The 21,121-nt window shown below is 65.6% G+C and carries 21 protein-coding genes; 11 read left to right on the top strand and 10 right to left on the bottom strand.

Going from position 1 to position 21,121, the window contains the following annotated elements; genetic code table 11:
- Positions 1–50 precede the first annotated feature (50 nt).
- The 3 genes from ACZ9J7_RS04530 to ACZ9J7_RS04520 all read left to right on the top strand — a co-directional run bounded on the left by ACZ9J7_RS04530 (position 51) and on the right by ACZ9J7_RS04520 (position 1,802).
- A complete protein-coding gene (locus ACZ9J7_RS04530) occupies positions 51–962 on the top strand; it encodes a patatin-like phospholipase family protein (RefSeq protein WP_476207385.1) in 912 nt (303 codons plus the stop codon).
- 255 nt (positions 963–1,217) lie between these two features.
- A complete protein-coding gene (locus ACZ9J7_RS04525) occupies positions 1,218–1,352 on the top strand; it encodes a hypothetical protein (protein WP_476207383.1) in 135 nt (44 codons plus the stop codon).
- Between the two features lie 105 nt (positions 1,353–1,457).
- Positions 1,458–1,802: a hypothetical protein gene (locus ACZ9J7_RS04520; RefSeq protein ID WP_476207381.1), complete on the top strand. Its 345-nt coding sequence runs from the start codon at positions 1,458–1,460 to the stop codon at positions 1,800–1,802.
- A gap of 88 nt (positions 1,803–1,890) precedes the next feature.
- Here the strand turns inward: ACZ9J7_RS04520 and ACZ9J7_RS04515 are convergent, their stop codons facing one another.
- Both ACZ9J7_RS04515 and ACZ9J7_RS04510 read right to left on the bottom strand, forming a co-directional pair.
- Entirely contained in the window at positions 1,891–3,126 is a 1,236-nt protein-coding gene (locus tag ACZ9J7_RS04515; RefSeq protein WP_476207379.1) for an NYN domain-containing protein, read from the bottom strand.
- Positions 3,127–3,279: 153 nt separating this feature from the next.
- Positions 3,280–3,639 carry a VOC family protein gene (locus tag ACZ9J7_RS04510; RefSeq protein WP_476207377.1) on the bottom strand — a complete coding sequence of 120 codons (360 nt, stop codon included), beginning with the start codon at positions 3,637–3,639 and terminating at the stop codon, positions 3,280–3,282.
- Positions 3,640–3,715: 76 nt separating this feature from the next.
- On the opposite strand from ACZ9J7_RS04510, the gene ACZ9J7_RS04505 reads away from it, so the two are divergent.
- Positions 3,716–4,036: a hypothetical protein gene (locus ACZ9J7_RS04505; RefSeq protein ID WP_476207375.1), complete on the top strand. Its 321-nt coding sequence runs from the start codon at positions 3,716–3,718 to the stop codon at positions 4,034–4,036.
- A gap of 26 nt (positions 4,037–4,062) precedes the next feature.
- On the opposite strand, the gene ACZ9J7_RS04500 is transcribed toward ACZ9J7_RS04505, so the two are convergent.
- The gene (locus ACZ9J7_RS04500; RefSeq protein WP_476207374.1) at positions 4,063–5,046 is read right to left on the bottom strand and encodes a LysM peptidoglycan-binding domain-containing protein; all 984 of its coding nucleotides are present in this window, start codon (positions 5,044–5,046) and stop codon (positions 4,063–4,065) included.
- Positions 5,047–5,280: 234 nt separating this feature from the next.
- Complete coding sequence (locus tag ACZ9J7_RS04495; RefSeq protein WP_476207372.1) at positions 5,281–6,237, bottom strand: zinc-binding dehydrogenase; 957 nt, start codon at positions 6,235–6,237, stop codon at positions 5,281–5,283.
- Positions 6,238–6,401: 164 nt separating this feature from the next.
- On the opposite strand from ACZ9J7_RS04495, the gene ACZ9J7_RS04490 reads away from it, so the two are divergent.
- The 4 genes from ACZ9J7_RS04490 to ACZ9J7_RS04475 all read left to right on the top strand — a co-directional run bounded on the left by ACZ9J7_RS04490 (position 6,402) and on the right by ACZ9J7_RS04475 (position 9,460).
- Complete coding sequence (locus ACZ9J7_RS04490) at positions 6,402–6,716, top strand: ArsR/SmtB family transcription factor (RefSeq protein ID WP_476207370.1); 315 nt, start codon at positions 6,402–6,404, stop codon at positions 6,714–6,716.
- Positions 6,713–7,120: an SRPBCC family protein gene (locus tag ACZ9J7_RS04485; protein WP_476207368.1), complete on the top strand. Its 408-nt coding sequence runs from the start codon at positions 6,713–6,715 to the stop codon at positions 7,118–7,120. Before ACZ9J7_RS04490 ends, ACZ9J7_RS04485 begins: the two co-directional genes overlap by 4 nt.
- A 90-nt stretch (positions 7,121–7,210) precedes the next feature.
- On the top strand, positions 7,211–9,145 hold the full coding sequence (locus ACZ9J7_RS04480; protein WP_476207366.1) for an ATP-binding protein: 1,935 nt from the start codon (positions 7,211–7,213) through the stop codon (positions 9,143–9,145).
- Positions 9,146–9,211: 66 nt separating this feature from the next.
- Positions 9,212–9,460 (top strand): hypothetical protein, encoded by a 249-nt coding sequence (locus ACZ9J7_RS04475; protein WP_476207364.1) that lies wholly within the window; start codon positions 9,212–9,214, stop codon positions 9,458–9,460.
- A gap of 26 nt (positions 9,461–9,486) precedes the next feature.
- On the opposite strand, the gene ACZ9J7_RS04470 is transcribed toward ACZ9J7_RS04475, so the two are convergent.
- From ACZ9J7_RS04470 to ACZ9J7_RS04450, 5 genes are all read right to left on the bottom strand, one after another.
- Positions 9,487–10,464: an IS481 family transposase gene (locus tag ACZ9J7_RS04470; protein WP_476207363.1), complete on the bottom strand. Its 978-nt coding sequence runs from the start codon at positions 10,462–10,464 to the stop codon at positions 9,487–9,489.
- A gap of 105 nt (positions 10,465–10,569) precedes the next feature.
- Positions 10,570–10,734 carry a hypothetical protein gene (locus ACZ9J7_RS04465; RefSeq protein ID WP_476207361.1) on the bottom strand — a complete coding sequence of 55 codons (165 nt, stop codon included), beginning with the start codon at positions 10,732–10,734 and terminating at the stop codon, positions 10,570–10,572.
- Positions 10,735–10,867: 133 nt separating this feature from the next.
- Positions 10,868–12,079 carry a hypothetical protein gene (locus ACZ9J7_RS04460; RefSeq protein WP_476207359.1) on the bottom strand — a complete coding sequence of 404 codons (1,212 nt, stop codon included), beginning with the start codon at positions 12,077–12,079 and terminating at the stop codon, positions 10,868–10,870.
- A 304-nt stretch (positions 12,080–12,383) separates the two neighbouring features.
- Entirely contained in the window at positions 12,384–14,135 is a 1,752-nt protein-coding gene (locus ACZ9J7_RS04455; protein WP_476207357.1) for a DUF5671 domain-containing protein, read from the bottom strand.
- On the bottom strand, positions 14,132–14,614 hold the full coding sequence (locus tag ACZ9J7_RS04450; protein WP_476207355.1) for an LpqB family beta-propeller domain-containing protein: 483 nt from the start codon (positions 14,612–14,614) through the stop codon (positions 14,132–14,134). The genes ACZ9J7_RS04455 and ACZ9J7_RS04450 overlap by 4 nt, the downstream gene beginning before the upstream one ends.
- 343 nt (positions 14,615–14,957) lie before the next feature.
- Here ACZ9J7_RS04450 and ACZ9J7_RS04445 point away from each other — a divergent pair, with 343 nt between their 5' ends.
- The 3 genes from ACZ9J7_RS04445 to ACZ9J7_RS04435 all read left to right on the top strand — a co-directional run bounded on the left by ACZ9J7_RS04445 (position 14,958) and on the right by ACZ9J7_RS04435 (position 18,594).
- Positions 14,958–16,328, top strand: coding sequence for an MFS transporter (locus ACZ9J7_RS04445; RefSeq protein WP_476207354.1), 1,371 nt, complete (start codon positions 14,958–14,960; stop codon positions 16,326–16,328).
- A gap of 100 nt (positions 16,329–16,428) precedes the next feature.
- A complete protein-coding gene (locus ACZ9J7_RS04440; RefSeq protein ID WP_476207352.1) occupies positions 16,429–17,685 on the top strand; it encodes an aminopeptidase P family protein in 1,257 nt (418 codons plus the stop codon).
- Between the two features lie 84 nt (positions 17,686–17,769).
- Positions 17,770–18,594: an IclR family transcriptional regulator gene (locus ACZ9J7_RS04435; protein WP_476207350.1), complete on the top strand. Its 825-nt coding sequence runs from the start codon at positions 17,770–17,772 to the stop codon at positions 18,592–18,594.
- 21 nt (positions 18,595–18,615) lie between these two features.
- On the opposite strand, the gene ACZ9J7_RS04430 is transcribed toward ACZ9J7_RS04435, so the two are convergent.
- Positions 18,616–21,045 carry an Ig-like domain-containing protein gene (locus ACZ9J7_RS04430; protein WP_476207348.1) on the bottom strand — a complete coding sequence of 810 codons (2,430 nt, stop codon included), beginning with the start codon at positions 21,043–21,045 and terminating at the stop codon, positions 18,616–18,618.
- Positions 21,046–21,121 lie beyond the last annotated feature (76 nt).

The following is a 21,121-nucleotide window of genomic DNA, read 5'->3' as shown; positions in this document are numbered from 1 at the left end:
AGCCGCCCACCGGGAGCGCCGCACAGGCAAATTCGCGAAAGGCGACTCCCATGAACACAACACCTTCTCCCGTCCCGGACGCCGTTCCGTCGGTTCCTTCCGGGCGCGCCCTGGTCCTCGGTGGCGGCGGCTCCACAGGAAACGCGTGGCTGATCGGCGTTCTCGCCGGCCTCGCAGACGCCGGGCTGGACGTAACGGCGGCCGACCGGGTCGTCGGAACATCGGCCGGATCCACGGCCGCTGCGCAGATCGCGGGCGCCAGTCCGGCGGAGCTCTATGCCGCCGTCATGGACGCACCGCTTCCGCAGCGGCCGAAGCCCGCCGGAACTCCGTCAGCCGGCAGTCCGGTCCCCAACCATCTGGAGCGGACCGGCAGGATCATCGCCGGTTCCGCAACCGCGGCGGACATGCGCCGGAAGATGGGCGCCGCCGCCATCGACCTGGCGGCGGACTATGACCATTCCGGGCGGTGGCGGGCCACCGTTGCGGCCCGACTGACGACACAGGAATGGCCGGAGCATGAACTGCTGATCACAGCCGTGGATGCCAATACCGGCGAACCGGAAGTGTTCGAGCGGTCCGGCGGCATCGACCTGGTTGACGCGGTCGCCGCCAGTTGTTCCAGCAGCTCCGCCTACCGGGTTGGGGACAGGAGCTACATCGACGGCGGCTACCGGCGAAATGAGAACGCCGACCTGGCCGCAGGGTGTGGCAGGGTCCTGGTCCTGTCACCCTTTGGCGGCAGGACGCGGATGCCTCTTGAGTGGGGCATGCAGCTCGCCGCACAGGTGGAGGAGCTCCATGCACATGGCAGCAGAGTCGAAGTGATCTCCCCGGACAGCACGGCCGAGCACATGTTCGGCGCCAACGCCATGGACTTCTCACTCCGGCCGGCCGCGGCTCAGGCCGGATACAACCAGGGCAAAGCCATCGCCGCGGAACTAACTAAATTCTGGCAGTAGTGAAATATGCGAATTAAAGTTCGTTTTCTCTGCGGCGGCTGAGTTTCCGGCGGTTATTGCGGGATAAAACAAAGATAGGAAAAATCCTCGCGGCACAAAAAGATTTGCAGAAATACGCCAGTGAACCGGCCGCGCCCATTCCGTGCTGCGCTGGCGGCATCAAGCCGCCTCCCGATGCGCCACCGCAGGACTGGATAAAAAAATAAAAGTAGGTATGGTAGCCGGTAACGCAAAGCAAAGAAAGGCGTGATTCCGATGTCCGGAAAATCCCCCAAAAGCGGCGCCGCGAAAAAGGCCGGCAAGTCAATCCTGGAGAAACGTGTCGAGAAAAGAGCTAAAAGCGAAAACAGCGAGCTCAGTTTTGTAAAACCGCGCAAAAACCAGCGCTGACCATGCCAGCGGGCGGCCGCCCGGGACTCCTAGCCCGCGGCCGCCCGCACCACCCGGCAAGCCTTACCGCGCCCGAAGCCGGGGGATCAGCCAAAGGACACCACCATGATGACCTCCCACAACGCCCTCGTCGTTCCCACCCGGCTTACCCAGCCGGTGCATATCCGGCCGATCGACCTTGACGAGACGGCCTTCCAGAAAATCGCGTCAGGCGGCATCGGTGTCCTCGCCGGCACTGATTGGCACGTCTATTTGGACAGCCAAGCCAACAGCCCGACCATGAATCCGCGCGCCGAAGTGCTCATCCGCGAGGCCGGCATCGACCTCGACGGGACCATCCAGGGCACTGCCCTGTTCCTGGGGCGCGACAGGCTGGACGGCGAGTGTGACGCTCCACGCCACCTCATCAGGCTTGCCGAGCAGCTGTTCGACCTGCCGCTCGCAGCGTAGCCTACCCGGCGCTCAACGGTGCGTGCCGGGCCACATTGTTGGGGGGAGTGGACGGCGGCGGATGAGCAGCCGCCGTCGTCCACTGTGCTCACTTTTCCAGCAATCCGCCGCTCGCCCACCGGCGGACCGCCAGCTTTTCTGAAGCATCGAACTCCAGCAGCGCCACCCGGCAAAGTTCCTCCACATTGGCCGTCCACGCGGCAGCGATCTCGGCCGCGGTGGCATCGTCCCGCAGCTGGAAATCGGCGTACGCCAAGCCCTGGAGCACAAAGTTCACAGCATTGCGGGAGACCGGTTCCCCGGCACTGACACAGTCGTCCCGCACCTGCCGGGCCAGCTCATTCCGGTTAAGCTGCTGTTCCCTGAGCCGGGCCTCCATGGAGGTGAAGATCTGCCGAAACTGGGCCGATGACAAGGCCGGCACATCCGTCACCCGGGTAACCCGCTCCTCGACGCCGGGCTGAACTTCGGCGGGGGCGGGAAGGTCCTCAGCGGAAAACCGCTTGGCGTCCCATACCCAGCCGCCCTTGGCCGGTGAGTACTCGATGTCCTTGCCGATCTGGGCCACCCATGCTCCGAACCGGCCAAGGCCAGCCCAGTCCGTCTTCAACGACGGCTCCGCACTGAGGGCCCGGTGCGCCACCAAGGCTCCTTTCACCGGGCCGGACGCGGACCGGACAAACTTCAGCACCTCAGCCACCGCGGGCGAACCAGTTTTCGGCTTCGACTTTGCCGTTGCGGGGCCGGGCGGTTGCTTCGCCGAAGCCGCGGCATGGATGGGTTCGGCGGTGGTGCCGTTGAGAATGGCGACGAAGTCGTGCGACTCCACCACGTGGTCCGCCATTTCCCGGTAAGCGAAGGCAACGGCGCCGGCGGCGATGACAGTGGTCATCCGGTCAGCTGCGCGGAACCGCTGGATCAGCGAGGTGAAATCGGCGTCGGCCGAGGCGATGAAGAACTCCTCGATGGCCACGCTTCCGGAAAGCGCATCCATTGCATCGAGCACCAGGTTGATGTCCGTGCTGCTCTTTCCGCGCTGCGTCAGCGACGGGCAGTCGATCACGCGAAACCCGGCCCGCGTCCAGTAGGGGCGGTACTTGGAGTACACCATGGGGTTCAAGTAGCAGTTGCGGATCAGGAACCTCCGCGAGTCGTCAGCGGCTCCGCCATCGGACAGGGCATCGGCCCACTGCTTGGGATCCTCGGCAAACCGCCTCGCCGCGGCCGGGTCCAGGGCCTGGAGGCCGGTAAAAACATTGTCGAAATCGACAAACATCGCTGCACGGATGCCAGGCCGGCGCGCGGGTTCGGGTGCCTTGTTCATTGGCTCAGTGTGCCAGCCGCGCCGGGATCCGCGGTGGCGTTGCTGCTGCGACACGCGAGCGGACGACGGCGGGTGCGCACCCGCCGTCGTCCGCCTGACGCAGGAGCTGCCTCCGCCGCGGCGGTACGCGCGGCGGTTCCGTCCCGGGCGGTCCTACCGGGGGCTTTTGTCGATGACGCAGAACAGGTTTCCGTCCGGATCCTCCAGCACCACGAAGTCCGGATCCTCCGGGTACGAGTCCCAGTCCACGCGCCGGGCGCCGAGCGAGACCAGCCGCTCCACCTCCGCGGACTGGTCCTCCGCGTACAGGTCCAGGTGGATCCGCGGGTGGTCCTGCACCGGGGTTTCGCTGAGCATGAGGGACAGTTCCGCGCCAGGGCCCGACGACGGCACCAGGGTCACCCACGTATCGTCACCGGCCTCCCGGGGAACATAGCCGAGGGCATCGTTCCAGAACTTGGTAGCGGCGGCGACGTCGTTGACGCCGAGGACAATGGTGCCAATGGTCAACATCCGCCTAGCCTAAACCCGAAGTGCCGGGCCGGGTAGGTGGCCTGCGGCCCGGCGGTGTCGGGCTAGACTCGCCGGCATGGGGGAAGACAACACATCTAAAGAAAATGAACCATCCAGTCGCGCCGTTCCGGCCGCCGCAGTGCCTTTGCTGGGCTTAGTTGCCGTACTGGCAGGTGTCCTGATCGCCTACCTGAACCGCGACTTCACCGGATGGTTCGCGTACGCGCCGCTCAGCAACCAGCCTTTCACTGCCAACGGGGCGGCCTTCATCACCCAGGGCACCCAGGTCGGGTTGGCGGTCATGGTGGCCGGGCTGCTGGTGCTCGCCTTCTGGGCCGGCTACAGGCTGGGCCGGCGGCCCCGTCCCGCCGGCAGTGAAGGAAGAAGCCGGAGGTAAGGCGCTGCCCGGACCAGCGTCGGAGGTCAGGGACTGGGTTTGTTGATGGGCTTGTCGAGCGCCAGGCTGATGGTCTGGCCCGGTAACAATTCGCCGCTGGGCAGGTCGGCGAAGTCATACCAAGCCCCGGCCGTGCCCGTGCTCGGACGGTTGGCCGAGCGCAGCTGGTCGACGCCGAAGCGGAAGGCAACTTGCCGCTCGATGTCGCCCGGCGCCGTGGTGTAGGTCAGCGGGATGCCGTTGGCGTCGGTGGTGAAGGTTCCCTGGGCACCTTCGATCTTCAGCTCGCCCGGAATCAGGCGAACCTTCGTACCGGCAGGAATGGGCTGGTCCGCCACCAAGGACGGGTTGTACAGCAGGATCTGTGCGGTGGTTGAGCGGAACTTGTAGCCAAGGCTGTCGAACGAGTCGCCGTCCACCGTGGTGTAGAAGACCGTCTGGCCGAACGAGTTGTTGACCTCTGTGCCGGACCCCGAGCGGCTGTCCACCGGGTTTTTTTGCAGGCGGATGGCCCTTCCGGCCTGGATGAAGAAGACGTTCCCCTTTTCGTAGGCGAACGGAACCTTATTCGCTTCCGCCAACTGCTCCTCGGTCAGGTTGAACCGGTAGGTGATGCCGGCCAGGCTGTCGTCGGGTTCCACTGTGTAATCCATTGGGATGCCGTCTACGCCGCCCGTGGCAGCGCCCATTGCGCCCCGCGTTGGACCGGACGGCAGCAGCCGGAGCTTCGTGCCCGCAGGGATGACGGCTCCGGGCTGGAGTCCGTTGAACCCGGCCACCTTCGCCTCGGAAAGCTTGTTTGCCTTGGCTACTGCTGCCAGCGTGTCGCCCGCCGCCGTGGTGTAGAAGTCCACGTTGCCAAACGAGTCCCGCACGGTCTCCCCGCTGAGGGCGGGCTTCGCGGTGGAGGACACTGTAGGGGCGGGGGTGGAGGACTGGACGGCGGCCGCCGGCACTGCCGGGTGATCGGAATAGGTGCATCCCGCCAACCCGGCCAGCAGCAGAACCATTACCGTGGCGTGCGGCCACGCCAAGCGACTGGACGGCGTCTCTGATGTACAGCCGGTTCCCACCATGGATATGTCCCCCCCAATAAGTCCGGCGCAGCCGGGTCAAGGCCCACAGCGGACCAAAAGCGAGCCTAATGGATGAACCGCGGGCACGCCGAAGCAGCCGTCAAAAAAGCAAGCGGACGACGACGGGACATGCCCGCCGTCGTCCGCTCAGCAAAGTGCGTGGCTGATTTAGTCCTCGTAGACCGCGATGAAGCGGCCCACCACGCCGCCCTTGCGCAGCTTGTCGATGGCGCCGGGGATATCCGCCTGCTTGATGAGGTTCATCGGCGGGTTCAACTCGCCGGACTTCATCAGGGCATACAGGTTCTCCAGGTCTTCCTTGGTGCCCGACTTGGAGCCCTTTATGGACAGCTGGTTGATGATCAGCGGGTAGGTGTTGATGGTCGCTTCGAGGCGCCCCATGCCCACCTGGACCAGCGTGCCGAACTGGGCGAGGGTTTCAAGCGCCGCGGACGTGGTGGTGCCGAACCCGGCGTAGTCCACGATGAGGTCCAGGTTCTTGTCCTTGAACGCGGTAATGGAGTCGGCCACTCCGGCGAGGCCGATCTCATCGGCGAGCTTTTGCGTCTCGGGGTTCACCTCGGCGCCATAGACCTCCGCACCTGACAGTGCTGCCACGCGGGCGCCGATGTAGCCCAGGCCGCCCAGGCCAATCACGCCAACCTTCATGCCCGCCTTGGCGCCGCCCACAGCCATGATTGCGTGGTACGCGGTGAGCCCGGCGTCGGTGGCCATCGCGCCCAGCTCGAACGAGACCTCGTCCGGCAGCTTCACCAGGTTGTCGTCGGTGGCGAGGAGTTTTGGTCCGAAGCCGCCGTCCCATTTGCCATATCCCAACGCGTCGCCGTCCTTCATGACGGGGGAAAGGCCAACCCGGTCGCCAACCTTCCAGTGCTCCATGCCGGCGCCCACCTCGGTGATGACGCCCGCATTTTCGTGACCCATGGTGCGCGGGAGTTCGGGGAACAGCGGCATCCAGCCGGCGTCGTCGATGGCGGTGACGTCGGAGTGGCACACCCCGGCGGCCTTGACGCTGACCACCACCTGGCCCGGACCTGCACTGGGTTCAGCCACTTCGTTCAGCGTAAGGGGGTTGTTGGTGCCGGTGAACTGCCATGCCTTCATGGGGCATTCTCCTTCGGTCCGTTGATTAAGTTCATGCATTTGCATGCAATTACAGCGTACGCCTCTTTCGGCCCAGCGTAGCCCCGATGTGATAAGAGGAAGATGCCGCACTTCTTGCTTTCCCGGACGCTATGCGTCGGAAATTTCCGACATATAATGAAGCCGTGCTTCCCGATGTCTTCGCCGCCGTGTCCAACCCTGCGCGGCGCGTCATCCTGGACGAACTGCGCCAGGGGCCCAGGACGGCCGGCGAACTGACCGGCCTGCTGGACCTCAGCCGTCCGGCCGCATCCGAACACCTGGCCGTGCTCCGGGGCGCAGGGCTGGTCCACGAGGAACGGCAGGGGCGGAACAGGGTCTACCACCTGCAGCCTGCCGGCCTCGCCGAGATCGGAGGCTGGGTGAAGCACTTCGAGCACTACTGGAACCAGCGGTTGGACGCGCTGGCAGACCTTCTGGACGAGGAGAATCCCAAATGACTGAAAATGCCATCAGGCTTGAACGCCATTACCCGCATCCCGCCGCGGCCGTGTGGGCCGCGCTGACCACGCCGGAACTCCTGGCCCGCTGGTGGGCCCCGGGCAACATTGCCCCCGTGGTGGGCCACCGTTTCACCATGGACATGGACGCCTGGGGCCAGCAGCAGTGCGAAGTCCTCACCGTTGACCCCGGCGCGTCCATCAGCTTCCTCTTTTCCGAAGGCCAGCTGGACACCACCATCACCTGGCGCCTTGAGCCCGTGGACGGTGGCACCATCCTCCACTTCGAGCACGCCGGCTTCCAGCTCGACACCCCTATGGGACGCCACGCCATCGAAGGCATGGGCAACGGCTGGCCCGGCCTGCTGGCCCGCATTGAGGGGATCCTTGCCGGGGTGTCCTGACCTGCCTGCCTCCTGCTACGCTCCACGTACCCGGCCCGCCGTTCCCTTTGGTCCGGCCATCAGCTTCGGTTGTGAGCGAAGGAAGCATCCATGACGGTTGCCCAGATCCAGGTGGACCAGCGCGTGATCGGGATCGATTCCCGGCGCTTCGCCTCCGTTGAGAAGGCGCTCGTGGAGCTCATCACCAACAGCGATGACAGTTACGCGCGGGTGGAAGAAGCGGGCGGCAACGTAACCGGCAGGATCCTGGTCGGTTACCAGCGGCACCACTCCGGAGCGGTGCTGACGGTCAGTGACCAGGCAGAGGGCATGTCCTTCGGGCAAGCCGGCCGCATCCTCAGCTACGGCGGCGCCCACAGCCCGCTGGCGCGCGGCGAGGGCGCAGGCCGCGGATACTTCGGCCGCGGGCTCAAGCAAGCCATCTTCGGCCTGGGCCACGGCTGGATCGAAACCATCCACGCCGGGCGCTTCACCCGAATCGATATCTTCCGCGGCAGCAATGGCGGCTACCTGTATGACGACGACGGCGCTGACCGGCAGGCGTTCCCCGCGGACTACGCCCGGCTCGGCATCCCTGGGGGCGGCAACGGCACCAAGGTCACCATCGTCGTCGACAACCCGCATGCCACCATCACCCAGCAGGCAACCCTGCTTCAACTCCTCGCGGACAACATCTACCTGCGGGACGTCCTGGACCGGCGCACCGTGGAACTGCTGCACGGACACCCCGGAAACGGGGATTACGGCAGCGACAGCATCCGCTTCCGGGAACCTCCGGCCACAACACTCGTGGGCCCGGATGCACCCGGCAGTTTCAGCGTCGACGGAACCGAGTATGCATTTACCATCACGCTGAAGCGGGCCGAGGGCGTCGAGCTGACGTTGAAGGGCGACGAGCGCACCGCCGGCCTGGTGGTGGAGTCGGGCATGGCCGTGCTCGACTGCCAGATGTTCGAGTTCGAGAACCAGGTGGGCACCGAATACCTCTTTGGCATGGTCCGGTGCCCTGCGCTGACGGACATGCTGGGCAGGGGCGTAGCCATCATCAGCGACGAGCGGGAGGGCCTGAATACCAAAGACCCGTTCGTTGCGGCGTTCTCCCGCGCGGTAAGCCGGATGATCGCGGCGCCCGTACAGGCGGAGAAGGAAAAACTTACCCGTTTGGAACGTGCCACCACCTCGGGGCGGACGGCCGAGATGATCGAGCACCTGCTGCAGCATATGAGCGAGGCCGCAGTCCGGGACCTGGGCCTGGAAACAGCATCTGTGGGCCGCAACGGGAACGGCGTACAGCCACCGGAGGCACCATCGCCGGCGGCACTGCGGTTTACGACACCGTTCTACTACCGGCCACCCGTGCATCCATTCCACGTTGCCCTGCTGCTGGATCCGCACCAGCTGCCCCAGGGGGACATGCTGGAGTTTGACCTGGATCTTCCGGCCTCGATCCGGTTGGACCCGCTGCCTGCACCTGTTCCTGTCGGCGCACTCGCGGAGACCCTCCGGCTCGAATGGACTGCGGTGGGGGAGCAGGCCGGTGACCAGGGACAGATTACCGCCCGGGCGGGGGACTACTGGGCGCTCTGCGAGGTGGTCATCGCCGACCACGCCTCGCGCCGTACCGCAGACCAGCCGTCGCACCATGGTGCCGCCGGAGCTTTGCCGGCCATGCGCCGGGAAGCCCACCGCCCGAGCCGGGACCACGGCGTGGACCTCTTTACCGGCTACGACTTTAGGAACCTCCACAACACTACGGACCGCGCCGTCTACTCCGAGGATGAGCGGAAGGTCATCATCAACACCGCGGCTCCCACCGTCCAGCTCTATGTCGACGGCCGGGGGCGGTTCCGCGACTCCGCCCGGCTCCTGCTCGCCGAACTCTTCCTGGACGTGATCTCGGACGAACTGGCACGGCGCCGCGTGGAACAGCATGGCCAGGCCGGCGACCTCGCCGCCTTCCGAAACGCCAAACGGGCCATCATTGGCCGCTACGGCAGCGAAGTACACCGCACCTTCCTGGGCTGAGGCCCGGCAGGCAGGCCCCTCGAGGCCGGGCGTTTACCAGCGGCACCGGAAGGGTAACCCAGGAGTATGACTGATTCCGGAGCGGGCGGCGCCAACGATCCCTTCGACGGCAACGACGGGATTGTAGCCGGGCCCGGGCACGCCGAGACACCCGAGAGCATTGCGGAGGATGTCCGCCATGACATCCAGCTTGGCCAGGTCCAGGACGACGTAGCGCATGTCCTGGCGGAGCGGTTCGAGGACGCGGGCATCGACGCCCGCCCCGAAGAAGTGGACGACCTGGCCGAAGAAATCGAACGGGACGCGTCCAGCTAGCAGGGCGCCCGGGAGGCCGGCCGGCTCTAGGTGTAATTCCCACTGAGGTTGTGAACGCGGCTGATGGGGGTTTTGCCTCCGATGCCGGTATGGGTTCTGTGGTGATTGTAGTGGTGGAGCCACTGGTCGTAGGTGGCGGCGCGTTCGGCTTCTGAAGTGTAGGGCCGGGCGTAGGCCCATTCCGTAGCGAGAGTGCGGTTGAAGCGTTCTACCTTGCCGTTGGTCTGCGGCCGGTAGGGGCGGGTCCGCCGATGCTTGAGGTGTGGGCCCAGGGCTGCTGCGAAGGCCCGGGAGCGGTAGCAGGATCCGTTATCGGTCAGTACGGCTTTGACGGTGATGCCGTGCGCGGCGAAGAACGCCGCCGCGCGGACCCAGAAAGCGGCGGCGGTTTCCTTCTTTTCGTCGCCGAGGATTTCCGAGTACGCGAGCCGTGAGTGGTCATCGACGGCGTGGTGCAGGTACGCGTACCCGGTACCGGCCCTTCGGTTCCTACGGCCCAGCGCCCGGCCCAGGGCGCGGTGCCCGCCGCCATCGGGGATGCGCCCGAGTTTCTTGATGTCCACGTGGACCAGGTCTCCGGCGTTGTTGTGTTCGTAGCGCTGCGGTGCAGGCTTCCGGACGGGCAGCCCGGTGCCTTGGTCCAGGCAGGCCAGCCGGGGCATCCGGTATCGGGCCAGGACCTTGCCTACGGTCGAGCGGGCCACGCCCAGGTGGGCCGCAATCCGGTGCGGTCCCCACTGCCGGGTGAAACGCAGCGCGAGGATCCGCCGTTCGGTGCGTATGGGTGTGCGGTTCGGGCTCCGCCGCGGGCGGGAGGACGCGTCAGCCATGCCGTCCTCACCCCGGGCGACGTACCGGTCCACCCATTTCTTTGCGGTGGCGGGCGAGCACTGGAAACGCTCTGCAGCTCGGCGCAACGTCCAGCCCTGCTCGATGACTAAGCGGGCGAGCTTACCCCTGGCCTTAGGTGTGAGGTCGGCGTTGGCGTGGGTAACGTAGGACACGAGGGCCTCCTGGCGTCGAGATGAGTGTGGTAACCCAAATCGATACCGGAGGCCCTCGCCCTTTACATCACGCCACGCTGTTCACAACGTCCCTGGGAATTACATCTAGGGCCAGTCTGCGCGGGTGAAGCGGACGGGACTGCGGAGGGTCAGAAGGCAGTCCGACGTCCATTCCACAACCCGCTGCTGTACGTCCAGTGAATCCGCCGCCGGGACCTGCTGCGGATCCCGGTCGGTGGCGTCTTGAAGACCTTCAACTGAGCTGTTCACTTATCCCCCTAGTAACGCGTGTGTGCCCACACTAGGCACCGCTGAATGCCAAGGGAAGAGAGTTAATCCAGCAGCCGGATAAACTGCGCAAATCTTGAGGAAGGGTGTCCGCAGGGGTGGACCGGCGGCACATTTACTTTCCTGCGCGTGAGAAGACAGCGTTGAAAAAGGATGCCAGTTCTCCGGCCTTGGCCTGTGCCTCGGCTTGGGAGGCCGTGCCGCTGCCAGCTTCGATGGACAGCGTTCCCCTGCGCGCCCCGCACCGCACGTGCCATTGGCCTGTGCCGTCGCTGAGCTGGTACGCCACGGCGTAGCTCGAATCAGCGGTGATCGCGGTGGCCAATGCGGCAACAGGGGACCACGTCCGGCTCGTGCCCTCGAACAGGATTTCCTGCACAGAGGAACATTTCGGAAGCCGTTCCGCCCTGGCGTCGAACGGGTAGGGCGACTGCATTGTCGAAGGCATGTTGACGACGGTGAGCTCGGTGTAGTCCATCTTGGCGGCCCCCTGGATCTGCCCCTGCCCGACGACAGAACCAGCCAGGGCCGCGGTGTACGCCTGGTCATCGAAGGTGCAGGGGGAGTCGGCCGGTGGCGTCGGGACTGTGGGCGTGGAGCCTTGGGGAGGCCCAATGATCCCCGCCTGCGGCAGGCTCACCGTTTCCCCGCCGGGGGCGGTCATGCCCTTGAACAGCGCCACCATCTGTTCAGGCGACATTGAGTTTGGAGCGCTTGGTGCCGCTGGTGCTTGGGGCTTGCCCGCTTCGCTGATGAGCTCCTTCGCCAGTTCCGCCATCGAGTCCAGGGCCGGTTTGGCGTCGGCTTCAGAGTTCAGGGTGGCAACAGAGAGCGTCAGCGTGATGGACAGGGTGCCGTCCAGGACACGCAATCCGGCCATGCCGAAGTCTCCCTGCCCCTTTGGCTTGGTGACCTGCATGAATGCATGCTGCTTGTCGGCGATGGGGGGAGCAGCCAGCAACTGGAGGGCATAGGTGGAGGTCCTGCCCGCCTCCGTAGCGGCCAGGTCGAACTGCCCGCAGCGGGCCAATAGGTCGTCCGTATAACCAAAATCGGCCTTTGCAATGGACTCCCTTTCCGCGCTCCGGAGGATGACCCAGATGGTGGTCGTAGGTCCTGATTCCGCGCCGGCCGGCGGCATGATGCCCTCGGCGAAGTTGATGTTCTTGTCGGCCCAGCGGGTGAACGGGTCCTGGGGAAGCAGGGCAGCGCAGTCACCCGGGGTGGTTTCCGTCCGGGTTTGCGGGAGGGACCCGCTTGCCGCACCCGAGCGCAGGCGGGTTGAGTCCTGGGCCGTAGGATACGGCAGGTTGCGCGACCGTCCCACGCCGTTGATGATCGCTGCAAGCTCAGCGTCAGAGAAAGGCCCGGACGGTGACTCTGTTGCGGTAGCTGTTGCAGCCGGCTGGGAACTGTTGGCCGGAGGCGCAGGCGCCGGGCTGCTTGGCGGGCTGCTGGCCGGCGGCGTGCCAGCAGGCGAACACCCCGCCAATGCGAGCAGGACTGCCGCGAGGGCACCTGCCCGGCCCCCGCTCCTCCTTGCCGCTGCAACGCTGCTACGCGTCGCGCGTCCCCATGAAGCCATCGCCGGCCTCCCTTCCACTATCGCCGGGCGTCTGCCTCGCCGCACATCAGGGCCGGAGGACCCGGCCAGTCGCAGGGCTGCCAAGGACGGGAGCGCCGCCGACGGCCGCGAGCGGGATCACTTCCAGCCGGTCGTCCGGCCCGGCAACCACCAGGACATGCTGGGCCGTGACGCCTTCCAAAGCTGCCGCCACCAGCCGTACGGCCTCCTCTGCCCCCGGAGCAAGGACGGTCGACGGCGGAACTCCCGCGCCGCCGTCGTCCGCCATCAGCCAGGTGGCCACCTTGGCACCTCCCGTGGCATCAGCGATGCCGCGCGCCAATGCCTGGGGATCCATGGAACTGGGCGGATAGCCGCTGACCAGGGTGATCCGCTCGATCATGTGCTTGTGCACGGGTGCCGCGGCGGCGAACAGGACCCGGTCATGGCGCCACAGCGCGAAGTGGTAGCCCGCCACGAGCCCGGCTGCCACCAGGAGGCCCAGGGGTGCGCGGATGCGGTCCAGGAGCGCTCCGCCGGTGACGTCGCCCAGCAGGAATTCGAAAAGCCGGTAGCCAATCACCAGCAGCGTAATGAGGGCCACCACGGCACTGACGCCGAAGAACGCCACCAAATAGACCCGCCGGCCGGGCGGAATGTCTGCGGCGGACCGTGGCTGGTGCCTCGGTTTCCATGCCAGCCACCAGACAGGTGCTCCCACCACCAGGGAACTCAAGCCGCCCAGGAGCAGCGTGCGGGTGGCACCGCCGGCCAGCGGAGACACGGCTGTGGCAAGGAGTGCGTTGACCACGACGCCGATGCCGGATGCCGCCGCGGCAAGCGCCACGGCGGACGTCACCAGGAGGCTGGCGCGGCGCGTCCGGGTGGAACGGGTTACGGACGCGGTGCGGTGGTAGCGCCAGACCAGCGCCCCGATGCCGGCGGACGCGAGGGCAGGAGCCAGCGGCTCGAGCAGGTCGTTCAAGGGATCGCTCCGGTCAAACGCCAGCCGCAAGAGGACAAACAGGATGACGCCCAGGCCACCCAGGGCCGTGATGCCGGCGACGAAGATGCCCACGGCAATGATGGTGACGTCCACCAGCCCTGTCTGGAAGCGCCGGCCGCCCTCCCGGAACCAGTGCCACCACCACAGGGCCGCCCCGCCGGCCGCCCACACCACGGACCTCAGGACGGGGAACCACCACGACTCAAAGGAAGCCGCTGCCGCGAAACCGCGGATCGCCACGTCCAGCAGGCTGCCCAGCGCTGCAATGGCGGCGCCGGCACCAAGGAGGAGTCCAAACACGGAGCCGACGACGGCCCGCACGTCTTCGAGATGCGATGACGGTTTCCGGGGGTGCCTCCACATCCACCGGTGCCACCACCAGATGGCCGACCACACGATGCCGTTGGCCAGCGGGGAAGGCCACTGGCTCTCCTGCGTGTCAATGAAGGAAGTGGCAAGGTTCAGCAGCGACGTGGTGCTGATGATCAACGAGACCGCGTACATCCCGGTCAGGTAGAGGCCCCACCCGGGCGCCCTGCGTTCGGATTCGTCGTTCAGGCGCCTCCACGCGAACCACCACAGCAGCAGCGCGAGCGGGCCACCGATCAGGGTGAAGGCAAGGGACAGGGCCAATCCTGCGACATCACCGGACACCAAGGTGGATGCCGTCCGGAAGAGCCGTTCCAGCAGGCCCTGGAGCCCCGAGGCTGCGATGACCACCAGTGCAAAAAGCAGGACGTACATGATGAATCGGCGGAGGGTTGCCAGGCCGCTGGAGGGAGCGGCGGCCACCGGGGCTGCCGGGGCCGTCATTGCTTCACCGGGATGTCGGTGCAGGCCATCAGGGGGTACGGCGGCTGGTCAATCTTCCATGTTCCGTTCACTTTCAGCAGCCCGAAGGAGTCCTCCATCTCGTACTCGGAAGGACCGAACGGTCCGCCCTGGGACGATCGGACAATCGAAACCTTCACGGTGGCCGAATCGGTGCGTTCCGTCGTCGAAATCAGGACAACGCGGGCGGGGGCCGGCTCGCCGGAATAGGTGCCGCGGCACCGGCTCTTGGCAGCGTCTGTGAGGTAGGACTGGGCCGTGGTGCTGTCGCCGTCGATCACTGCCTTGCTGTACCGCTGGACCACTCCGGCGGGGCTTGCCCCATCCAAGGGTGCAGGCTCGCCGCGGGTGAAGACCACCGCCAGTGCCACCACCACCAGGACAACCACAACGCCCACCAGGCTCAGCAGGATCCGGTCCGGTCTTCGCCCAGTGCGCTCCTTGGCAGCAGTGTCGTCCATGGCGCAAGTATGGGTCAGGGCGCCCCTTTCCGCCCGAGTCTTTAGGCCCCTCGTTGTCGAGCCCAGTATGTCCAACGGCGGCTGCTGGTGCAGCGACTCAAGGATCCATTCTTGCGGAACCGCGTCCAGCGTCCAGAAGGCCTCCACAAAAACAACGCTGTTGTTCTTAGTGCAACATGCGTCGTTGCATCCAATAGAACCTGCTTGCGGGCGCTTGTCCTGCGTCAACAGGTATAAGTCGCGACTTAATGCTGAAAAAAACCCTTGACTGTGCCTTACATCACGGCCTATCTTGAAACAACCAAGTTGCAAGCAATGCAACTCCAACATCATTGGTGGTTTCATGAGTACCCAACAAAACTCACCCCAGGCAGGAGTGGTTGCCGCTGACGCCAACGCTCCAGCGGGGGCTGGTGGCGGCATGGATAACGTCGTTGCCGGCAAGGACGTTCGACGCCGGGTGGTCACCGCGAGCTTCATCGGCAACTTTGTCGAGTGGTTCGACTACGCCGTGTACGGCTACCTCGCAGCCGTCATATCGTCGGTGTTCTTCCCCGAAGCAGACAGGCAGACCGCGCTGCTGGCTACCTTCGCCGTCTTCGCCATCTCCTTCTTCGTCCGTCCCCTGGGCGGCTTCTTCTGGGGGCATATCGGCGACAAGCTGGGCAGGCGCAAGGCGCTGTCCCTCTCAATCGTCATCATGTCCGTCTCCACGTTCTGCATCGCACTCATCCCCGGATACGGCACGATCGGCATGCTGGCCCCTGTCCTACTGCTACTGGTCCGCGTGGTCCAGGGCTTCTCCGCAGCCGGCGAATACGCCGGAGCATCAGCCTTCCTGGTGGAATACGCTCCGGCCAACCGCCGCGGCCTTTATGCCGCCGTCGTGCCCGCCAGCACCGCCGCCGGCCTGCTCCTCGGCTCCCTGATCGCGGCGCTCCTCACCTCGGTCCTCAGCACCGACCAACTGCACGAGTGGGGATGGCGGCTGCCGTTCCTGCTGGCCGCCCCGATGGGACTGATTGGCCGCTACATCCGCACCAAGCTGGAGGACACCCCGGCTTTCCGCGCCCTGGCCGAGCAGGAAGAATCCGCTCCCAAAGCCCCCGCGCTGGACATGTTCCGGACCTACCGCAAACAGCTGGTCATCGCCTGTGGCGCGGTGCTGCTCAACGCCGTCGGCTTCTACGTCATCCTCAGCTACATGCCCACCTACCTGTCCGAGGAACTGGGCTTTGGTCCCACTGAGTCCTTCCTGGCGACCACCATCGCGCTGGCCAGCTACATCGGCTTCATCTTCCTCACGGGACTCGCCTCGGACCGGTTCGGCCGCAAGCGCATGCTGATCACCGCGTCCGTCCTATTCATGCTGCTGACTGTTCCGGCCTTCATGCTGCTGGACACCGGCAACTTCCTGGTGATTGTCCTGGTCCAGATCCTGCTGGGTGGCATGCTCACCCTGAACGACGGAACGCTGCCCAGCTTCCTGGCTGAACTGTTCCCCACCAAAGTCCGGTACAGCGGCTTCGCCGTCAGCTTCAACCTCTCCAATGCGCTGTTCGGCGGCACTGCACCCTTCATGGCCACCCTGCTCATCGGCTTGACGCAGAGCAAGCTGGCACCCGGCTGGTACCTCGTGGCCGCAGCTGCCGTGTCCCTCACGGCCGTGCTCTTCGCCGCCGAAACCTCCCGGAAGCCCCTCAAGCACCTCTGACCAGGGCCCCAAACCCCTCCGGGCACCACAGACCAACCTCACGACGCAAACCAACCAACTGCACCAAGAGCAGCTGGCACCCACTAGAAAGGCACCACCCGTGACTATCACTGCCGACAACGCCTCCTCCATCGCCGAACTCGAGCGCCTCAAGGTCCTGCACAACGGCACCAAGGGCAAGCTCACGTTCTCCGACGCGGAATTCGAGCGCCGCCTTGGCGGCCTCCGCAAGATCATGGCCGCCAAGGAGCTGGATGCGGTCATCCTCACCAGCTACCACGGCATCAAGTACTACTCCGACTTCCTGTACACCACGTTCGGGCGCAACTACGCCCTGGTGGTCACCGCCGACGACTCGGTCACCGTTACCGCCAACATCGACGCCGGCATGCCGTGGCGCACCTCCTACGGTGAGAACATCGTCTACACCGACTGGCGCCGCGACAACTTCTTCTTCGGTCTCCAGGAAGCCCTGCACCAGCGCGGTGTCAAGGCCACCCGGCTGGGCGTCGAGGACGACTTCCTCCCGGGCCTGACCCGCGAGAAGATCGCCGCCGCCTTCCCCGGCGCCCAGATGCTGGACGTCTCCCAGGACGCCATGCGCCAGCGCATGATCAAGTCCGCCGAGGAAATCGAAGTCATCAAGCACGGTGCCCGCATCGGCGACCTGGGCGGCGAAGCTATCCGCAACGCCATCCGCGAAGGCATCTCCGAGTACGAAGTTGCCCTGATCGGCACCGAAGCCATGGTCCACGAGATCGCCAGGACCTTCCCGGACCGGGAAGTCCGCGACACCTGGGTATGGTTCCAGTCCGGCATCAACACCGACGGCGCCCACAACTGGGCCACCACCCGCAAGCTGCAGCAGGGTGACATCCTCTCGCTCAATTGCTTCCCGATGACCTCCGGCTACTACACCGCCCTGGAGCGCACCCTCTTCCTGGGCCAGCCGGACGAACGCTCCCTCGAGCTGTGGAACATCAACGTCGAGGTCCACAAGCGCGGCCTGGAACTCATCAAGCCCGGCGCCGTGTGCAAGGACATCGCCGCCGAACTGAACGAGATCTACATCAGCAACGGACTGCTGGCCAACCGCACCTTCGGCTACGGCCACTCCTTCGGCGTCCTCAGCCACTACTACGGCCGCGAAGCCGGCCTGGAGCTGCGCGAGGACATTGATACGGTCCTGGAGCCGGGCATGGTGGTCTCCATGGAGCCCATGATCACCGTGGCTGACGGCCAGCCCGGAGCCGGTGGCTACCGCGAGCACGACATCCTGGTCATCGGCGAGGACAACTCGGTGGAGAACATCACCAAGTTCCCGTTCGGCCCGGAACACAACATCGTCAAGGGATAACCAACTGAACAGCCGAAGCGGCGCCGTGCACCACGGCGCCGCTTCGGCGTCCATCCCCGACAATAGGGAAAGATGGTCTCCATCATGACTCCTGCAAAGACCTCCGACACCAGCGCCAACGGAGCCGGCACCAATGGCGGGACTGATGCCAAAGGCGCTTCCGTTGTCGTCAACGCCATCGCCGTACTGCGCACCTTCACAGCCGACGAACCCCTGCTGGGCGTCACCGAAATTGCCAACCGGGTGGGCATGCACAAGAGCAGTGTCTCCCGGATCCTGGCCACGTTCGAGCAGGAAAACCTGGTGGAGCGCGACCCGGAAACCAAGCGGTTCCGGCTGGGCCTGGGGCTCATTGCCGTCGCTGGGCCACTGCTGGCCGAGATGGAGGAGCGCCGCGTGGCCTATCCCGTCCTGCGGCAGCTGACCGAGCAGACCGGAGAGACCAGCGCCCTCATGCTCTGGAACGGAGACGAAGCCATCTGCGTGGAGCAGATCGCCAGCCACCACCAGATCAAGCACACCACCCCGCTGGGTGCCCGCTACCGTGACGCCATGAGCGCTTCCGTCCAGGTCTTCCTGTCCACCCTTCCGGGCGAGCGGGTGCGGGAGCTGCTCAGGAGCGGCACCATCACCTTCCCGGGGCTGGACGACGACGGCCTGGCAGCCTACGAGGCCCGGCTCCAGGAGGTTGCGCAGCGGGGATGGGCGGGGAACTACGGCGAATCGTCCATGGACGAAGTGGGCGTGGCCGCGCCCGTCCGGGACCACCGCGGCGACGTGGTGGCGGCCGTCCTGATTCCAGCGCCGCGGTTCCGGGTGTCCAAAGAGCAGTTCGAAAGCCTCGGCGAGGCCTGCATGGCCGCTGCGGCCAAGGTCACCACGCGGCTGGGGGGCCGCCCGGCCAGCTGACGCGGCCGGCCGGCGCAGCCCCTATCGCCAGGTGATGTAGGAGCCGGTGGGGCTCCAGTGGATAACGCCGCCCTGGTAGTTCTGGGCCACGCTGCCGTCATTGCCCGTCGCGTACTCATCGCTGGTGGGGTAGCCGAGGCGGCCTGATTCATACCCGGTGGAGGCCCAGATGGAGCGGATGCCGCCCACGGAGAGGTGGGCTCCTGTGGCCGGTGACCAGATGATGGCGCCGCCCTGGTAGTTCTGGTAGACGCCGCTGTCCTTGAGGCCGCCCACTTCGTCGGTGGTCGGGTAGCCGAGGCCGCCGTTTTCGAACCCGGTGGCTGCCCAGAGCCCCCGGATCGCGCCGACCGAGATGTGGGCTCCGGTGGCCGGTGACCAGATGATGGCGCCGCCCTGGTAGTTCTGGTAGACGCCGCTGTCCTTGAGGCCGCCCACTTCGTCGGTGGTCGGGTAGCCGAGGCCGCCGTTTTCGAACCCGGTGGCTGCCCAGAGCCCCCGGATCGCACCGACGGAGATGTGGGCTCCGGTGGCCGGTGACCAGATGATGGCGCCGCCCTGGTAGTTCTGGTAGACGCCGCCGTCCTTGAGGCCGCCCACTTCGTCGGTGGTCGGGTAGCCGAGGCCGCCGTTTTCGAACCCGGTGGCTGCCCAGAGCCCCCGGATCGCACCGACGGAGATGTGGGCCCCCGTTGCCGGCGAGTAGAGGATGCACCCGCGTTCAAAACATTGGTAGCCGCCGTTGTCCTTGAGGCCGTACACCTCGGGGGTGGTGGCTGCACCAAGGGCGCCATTGAGCGACTCTGCTTTTATGGCGATCGGAGTCTGTGCGGACGCAGCCGTGGTGAAAGTCCACGTCTTGTCCGCGGCCAGGGTGTTCCCGGCAACATCCTTCACACCGCTGGTACCGCCCTTGATCGTGACGGTGTACTTGGTCCCCGCTGCAAGGTCGGCGTCAGGGTTCAGGGTTGCAACTTTGCCGGCGGCGCCGTAAGACACTGCCGCGGTCACGGGAGCCGTTCCGTCGGTCAACGTGAACGTGTCCGCGGTGATTGTGGAGGCGTCCATGGCCTCCGAGAACGTGCCCGTCACATTGGCTGTCACTGCCACGCCGGAGGCACCCGCGGCGGGAGACGTGGCCGTCACGGTCGGAGCCGTGGTGTCACTGCCGCCACCGGTCGGGTCGTAGTAGTGCCAGTACTGGCTGGTGGCATTGGCATCTGCCAGCAGCAGGAGGCCGCTGTTGGCAGTGCCCCAGGCAGAGCTGTTGACGTTCTGCTTCGTCGACGTCACGTTGTGCACGAACTGGTCGGCATCGACAATCCGGGCCGTTTTGGTGGTGGTGAAGCTGATCTTGTCCAGGGGCGTGGACTTTTCGTAGATTGCGCCGCCCGAGGCGGTGCAGACGCCGGCGTCGGTGGTGCCCGACGGCTTGGGATAGGTGGCGAAGGTACGCAGCCGCTGGGTGCTTTCGTCGATCATGACGATCACCCGGTTGGGGCACTCGGCGACGGTGGCGATTGTATGCGCCGACCATGTTGTGCCGCTCAGGGCCAGCAGCTGGATCTGGGGCTGCGACGGGGACGTGTACGAGGTCTTGATCGCCGCGAAGACGCGTCCGCCGGAGGAGTCCAGCCACTTCAGGTTCATGTGGTCATCGCTGCTGCGCTGCCCGGACACCGCAGCCACGGGAGTGCTCCAGGCCGTCGTTGATTCGCCGTCCACGTGGTAGCTCCAGTACATTCCATCGGTGGAGTCCCCCATCTGCCGGCTCCACATCACCCCGATGTTCCCGTCGAAGGAAATCACCGCCGAGGTGTCATCCACGGAGACGTTGCTCATCGATCCCGGAACCTGGAACGGGGTACCCCACGTCTTGCCGTCAGTGGCCGTCACGTTCAGGTAGATCTTGTTGTCCTCCTGCCACGTGGACCACACCCTGCCGGTGGAGTCCTTGTCGATGGTCAGGACTTCGACTTTGGAATTGTTGATCTGGCTGGAACCGAGCAGCGTGTACTTCTTGGTGCCGGGGTCGTAGCTGTAGCGGCGCATCGTTGTGGGGAAGTTTGGCTCAGCCGGCAGTTCGTCATTTACGAAGCGGTAGCTTGCAACGTACAGCGTCTTCCCGTCCCACAGCACGTCATGATGCGTGTTGGCCCGCGACTCCGTCGCCACGCCGGTGTCCACCCAGGAACCCGTGGCTGCGTTGAACCTGAAGATGTGGAACTTGGCGGAGGAAGTGTCCCACAAATTCCCCCACCAGAATCCGTCGTTGAACCACAACACGCTCGTGGCGCGCTTGGTGCCTGTGGGGGTCGCAGTACCGGCATGCGACGGGCCTTCAACACCGACATCGCCTGTCGCGGCGGATACCGGCACCGGTGCCACCAGCACACCCAGAGCAATCAACGCCGCTGTCAACAGACCACGGAAGAACGGATTCTTTTTCAATTTAGCCCCCAAGGTGAAAGCCGCCACCGATTCCTGATCCGATCAGTGTTGTTGCTCGGGGCACCCGAAACAATTC

It is taken from the genome of Pseudarthrobacter sp. TE9888 (genome assembly GCF_056279345.1).
This window is presented reverse-complemented; position numbering and strand designations above follow the sequence as displayed.

What these genes read in the sequence shown, in the direction of transcription:
- ACZ9J7_RS04480 (WP_476207366.1), top strand. Translation starts at nt 7,211, where the DNA reads ATGACGGTTGCCCAGATCCAGGTGGACCAGCGCGTGATCGGGATCGAT.
- ACZ9J7_RS04485 (WP_476207368.1), top strand. Translation starts at nt 6,713, where the DNA reads ATGACTGAAAATGCCATCAGGCTTGAACGCCATTACCCGCATCCCGCC.
- ACZ9J7_RS04525 (WP_476207383.1), top strand. Translation starts at nt 1,218, where the DNA reads ATGTCCGGAAAATCCCCCAAAAGCGGCGCCGCGAAAAAGGCCGGCAAG.
- ACZ9J7_RS04475 (WP_476207364.1), top strand. Translation starts at nt 9,212, where the DNA reads ATGACTGATTCCGGAGCGGGCGGCGCCAACGATCCCTTCGACGGCAAC.
- ACZ9J7_RS04505 (WP_476207375.1), top strand. Translation starts at nt 3,716, where the DNA reads ATGGGGGAAGACAACACATCTAAAGAAAATGAACCATCCAGTCGCGCC.
- ACZ9J7_RS04445 (WP_476207354.1), top strand. Translation starts at nt 14,958, where the DNA reads ATGAGTACCCAACAAAACTCACCCCAGGCAGGAGTGGTTGCCGCTGAC.
- ACZ9J7_RS04495 (WP_476207372.1), bottom strand. Translation starts at nt 6,237, where the DNA reads ATGAAGGCATGGCAGTTCACCGGCACCAACAACCCCCTTACGCTGAAC.
- ACZ9J7_RS04520 (WP_476207381.1), top strand. Translation starts at nt 1,458, where the DNA reads ATGATGACCTCCCACAACGCCCTCGTCGTTCCCACCCGGCTTACCCAG.
- ACZ9J7_RS04515 (WP_476207379.1), bottom strand. Translation starts at nt 3,126, where the DNA reads ATGAACAAGGCACCCGAACCCGCGCGCCGGCCTGGCATCCGTGCAGCG.
- ACZ9J7_RS04500 (WP_476207374.1), bottom strand. Translation starts at nt 5,046, where the DNA reads ATGGTTCTGCTGCTGGCCGGGTTGGCGGGATGCACCTATTCCGATCAC.
- ACZ9J7_RS04455 (WP_476207357.1), bottom strand. Translation starts at nt 14,135, where the DNA reads ATGACGGCCCCGGCAGCCCCGGTGGCCGCCGCTCCCTCCAGCGGCCTG.
- ACZ9J7_RS04530 (WP_476207385.1), top strand. Translation starts at nt 51, where the DNA reads ATGAACACAACACCTTCTCCCGTCCCGGACGCCGTTCCGTCGGTTCCT.
- ACZ9J7_RS04510 (WP_476207377.1), bottom strand. Translation starts at nt 3,639, where the DNA reads ATGTTGACCATTGGCACCATTGTCCTCGGCGTCAACGACGTCGCCGCC.
- ACZ9J7_RS04450 (WP_476207355.1), bottom strand. Translation starts at nt 14,614, where the DNA reads ATGGACGACACTGCTGCCAAGGAGCGCACTGGGCGAAGACCGGACCGG.
- ACZ9J7_RS04435 (WP_476207350.1), top strand. Translation starts at nt 17,770, where the DNA reads ATGACTCCTGCAAAGACCTCCGACACCAGCGCCAACGGAGCCGGCACC.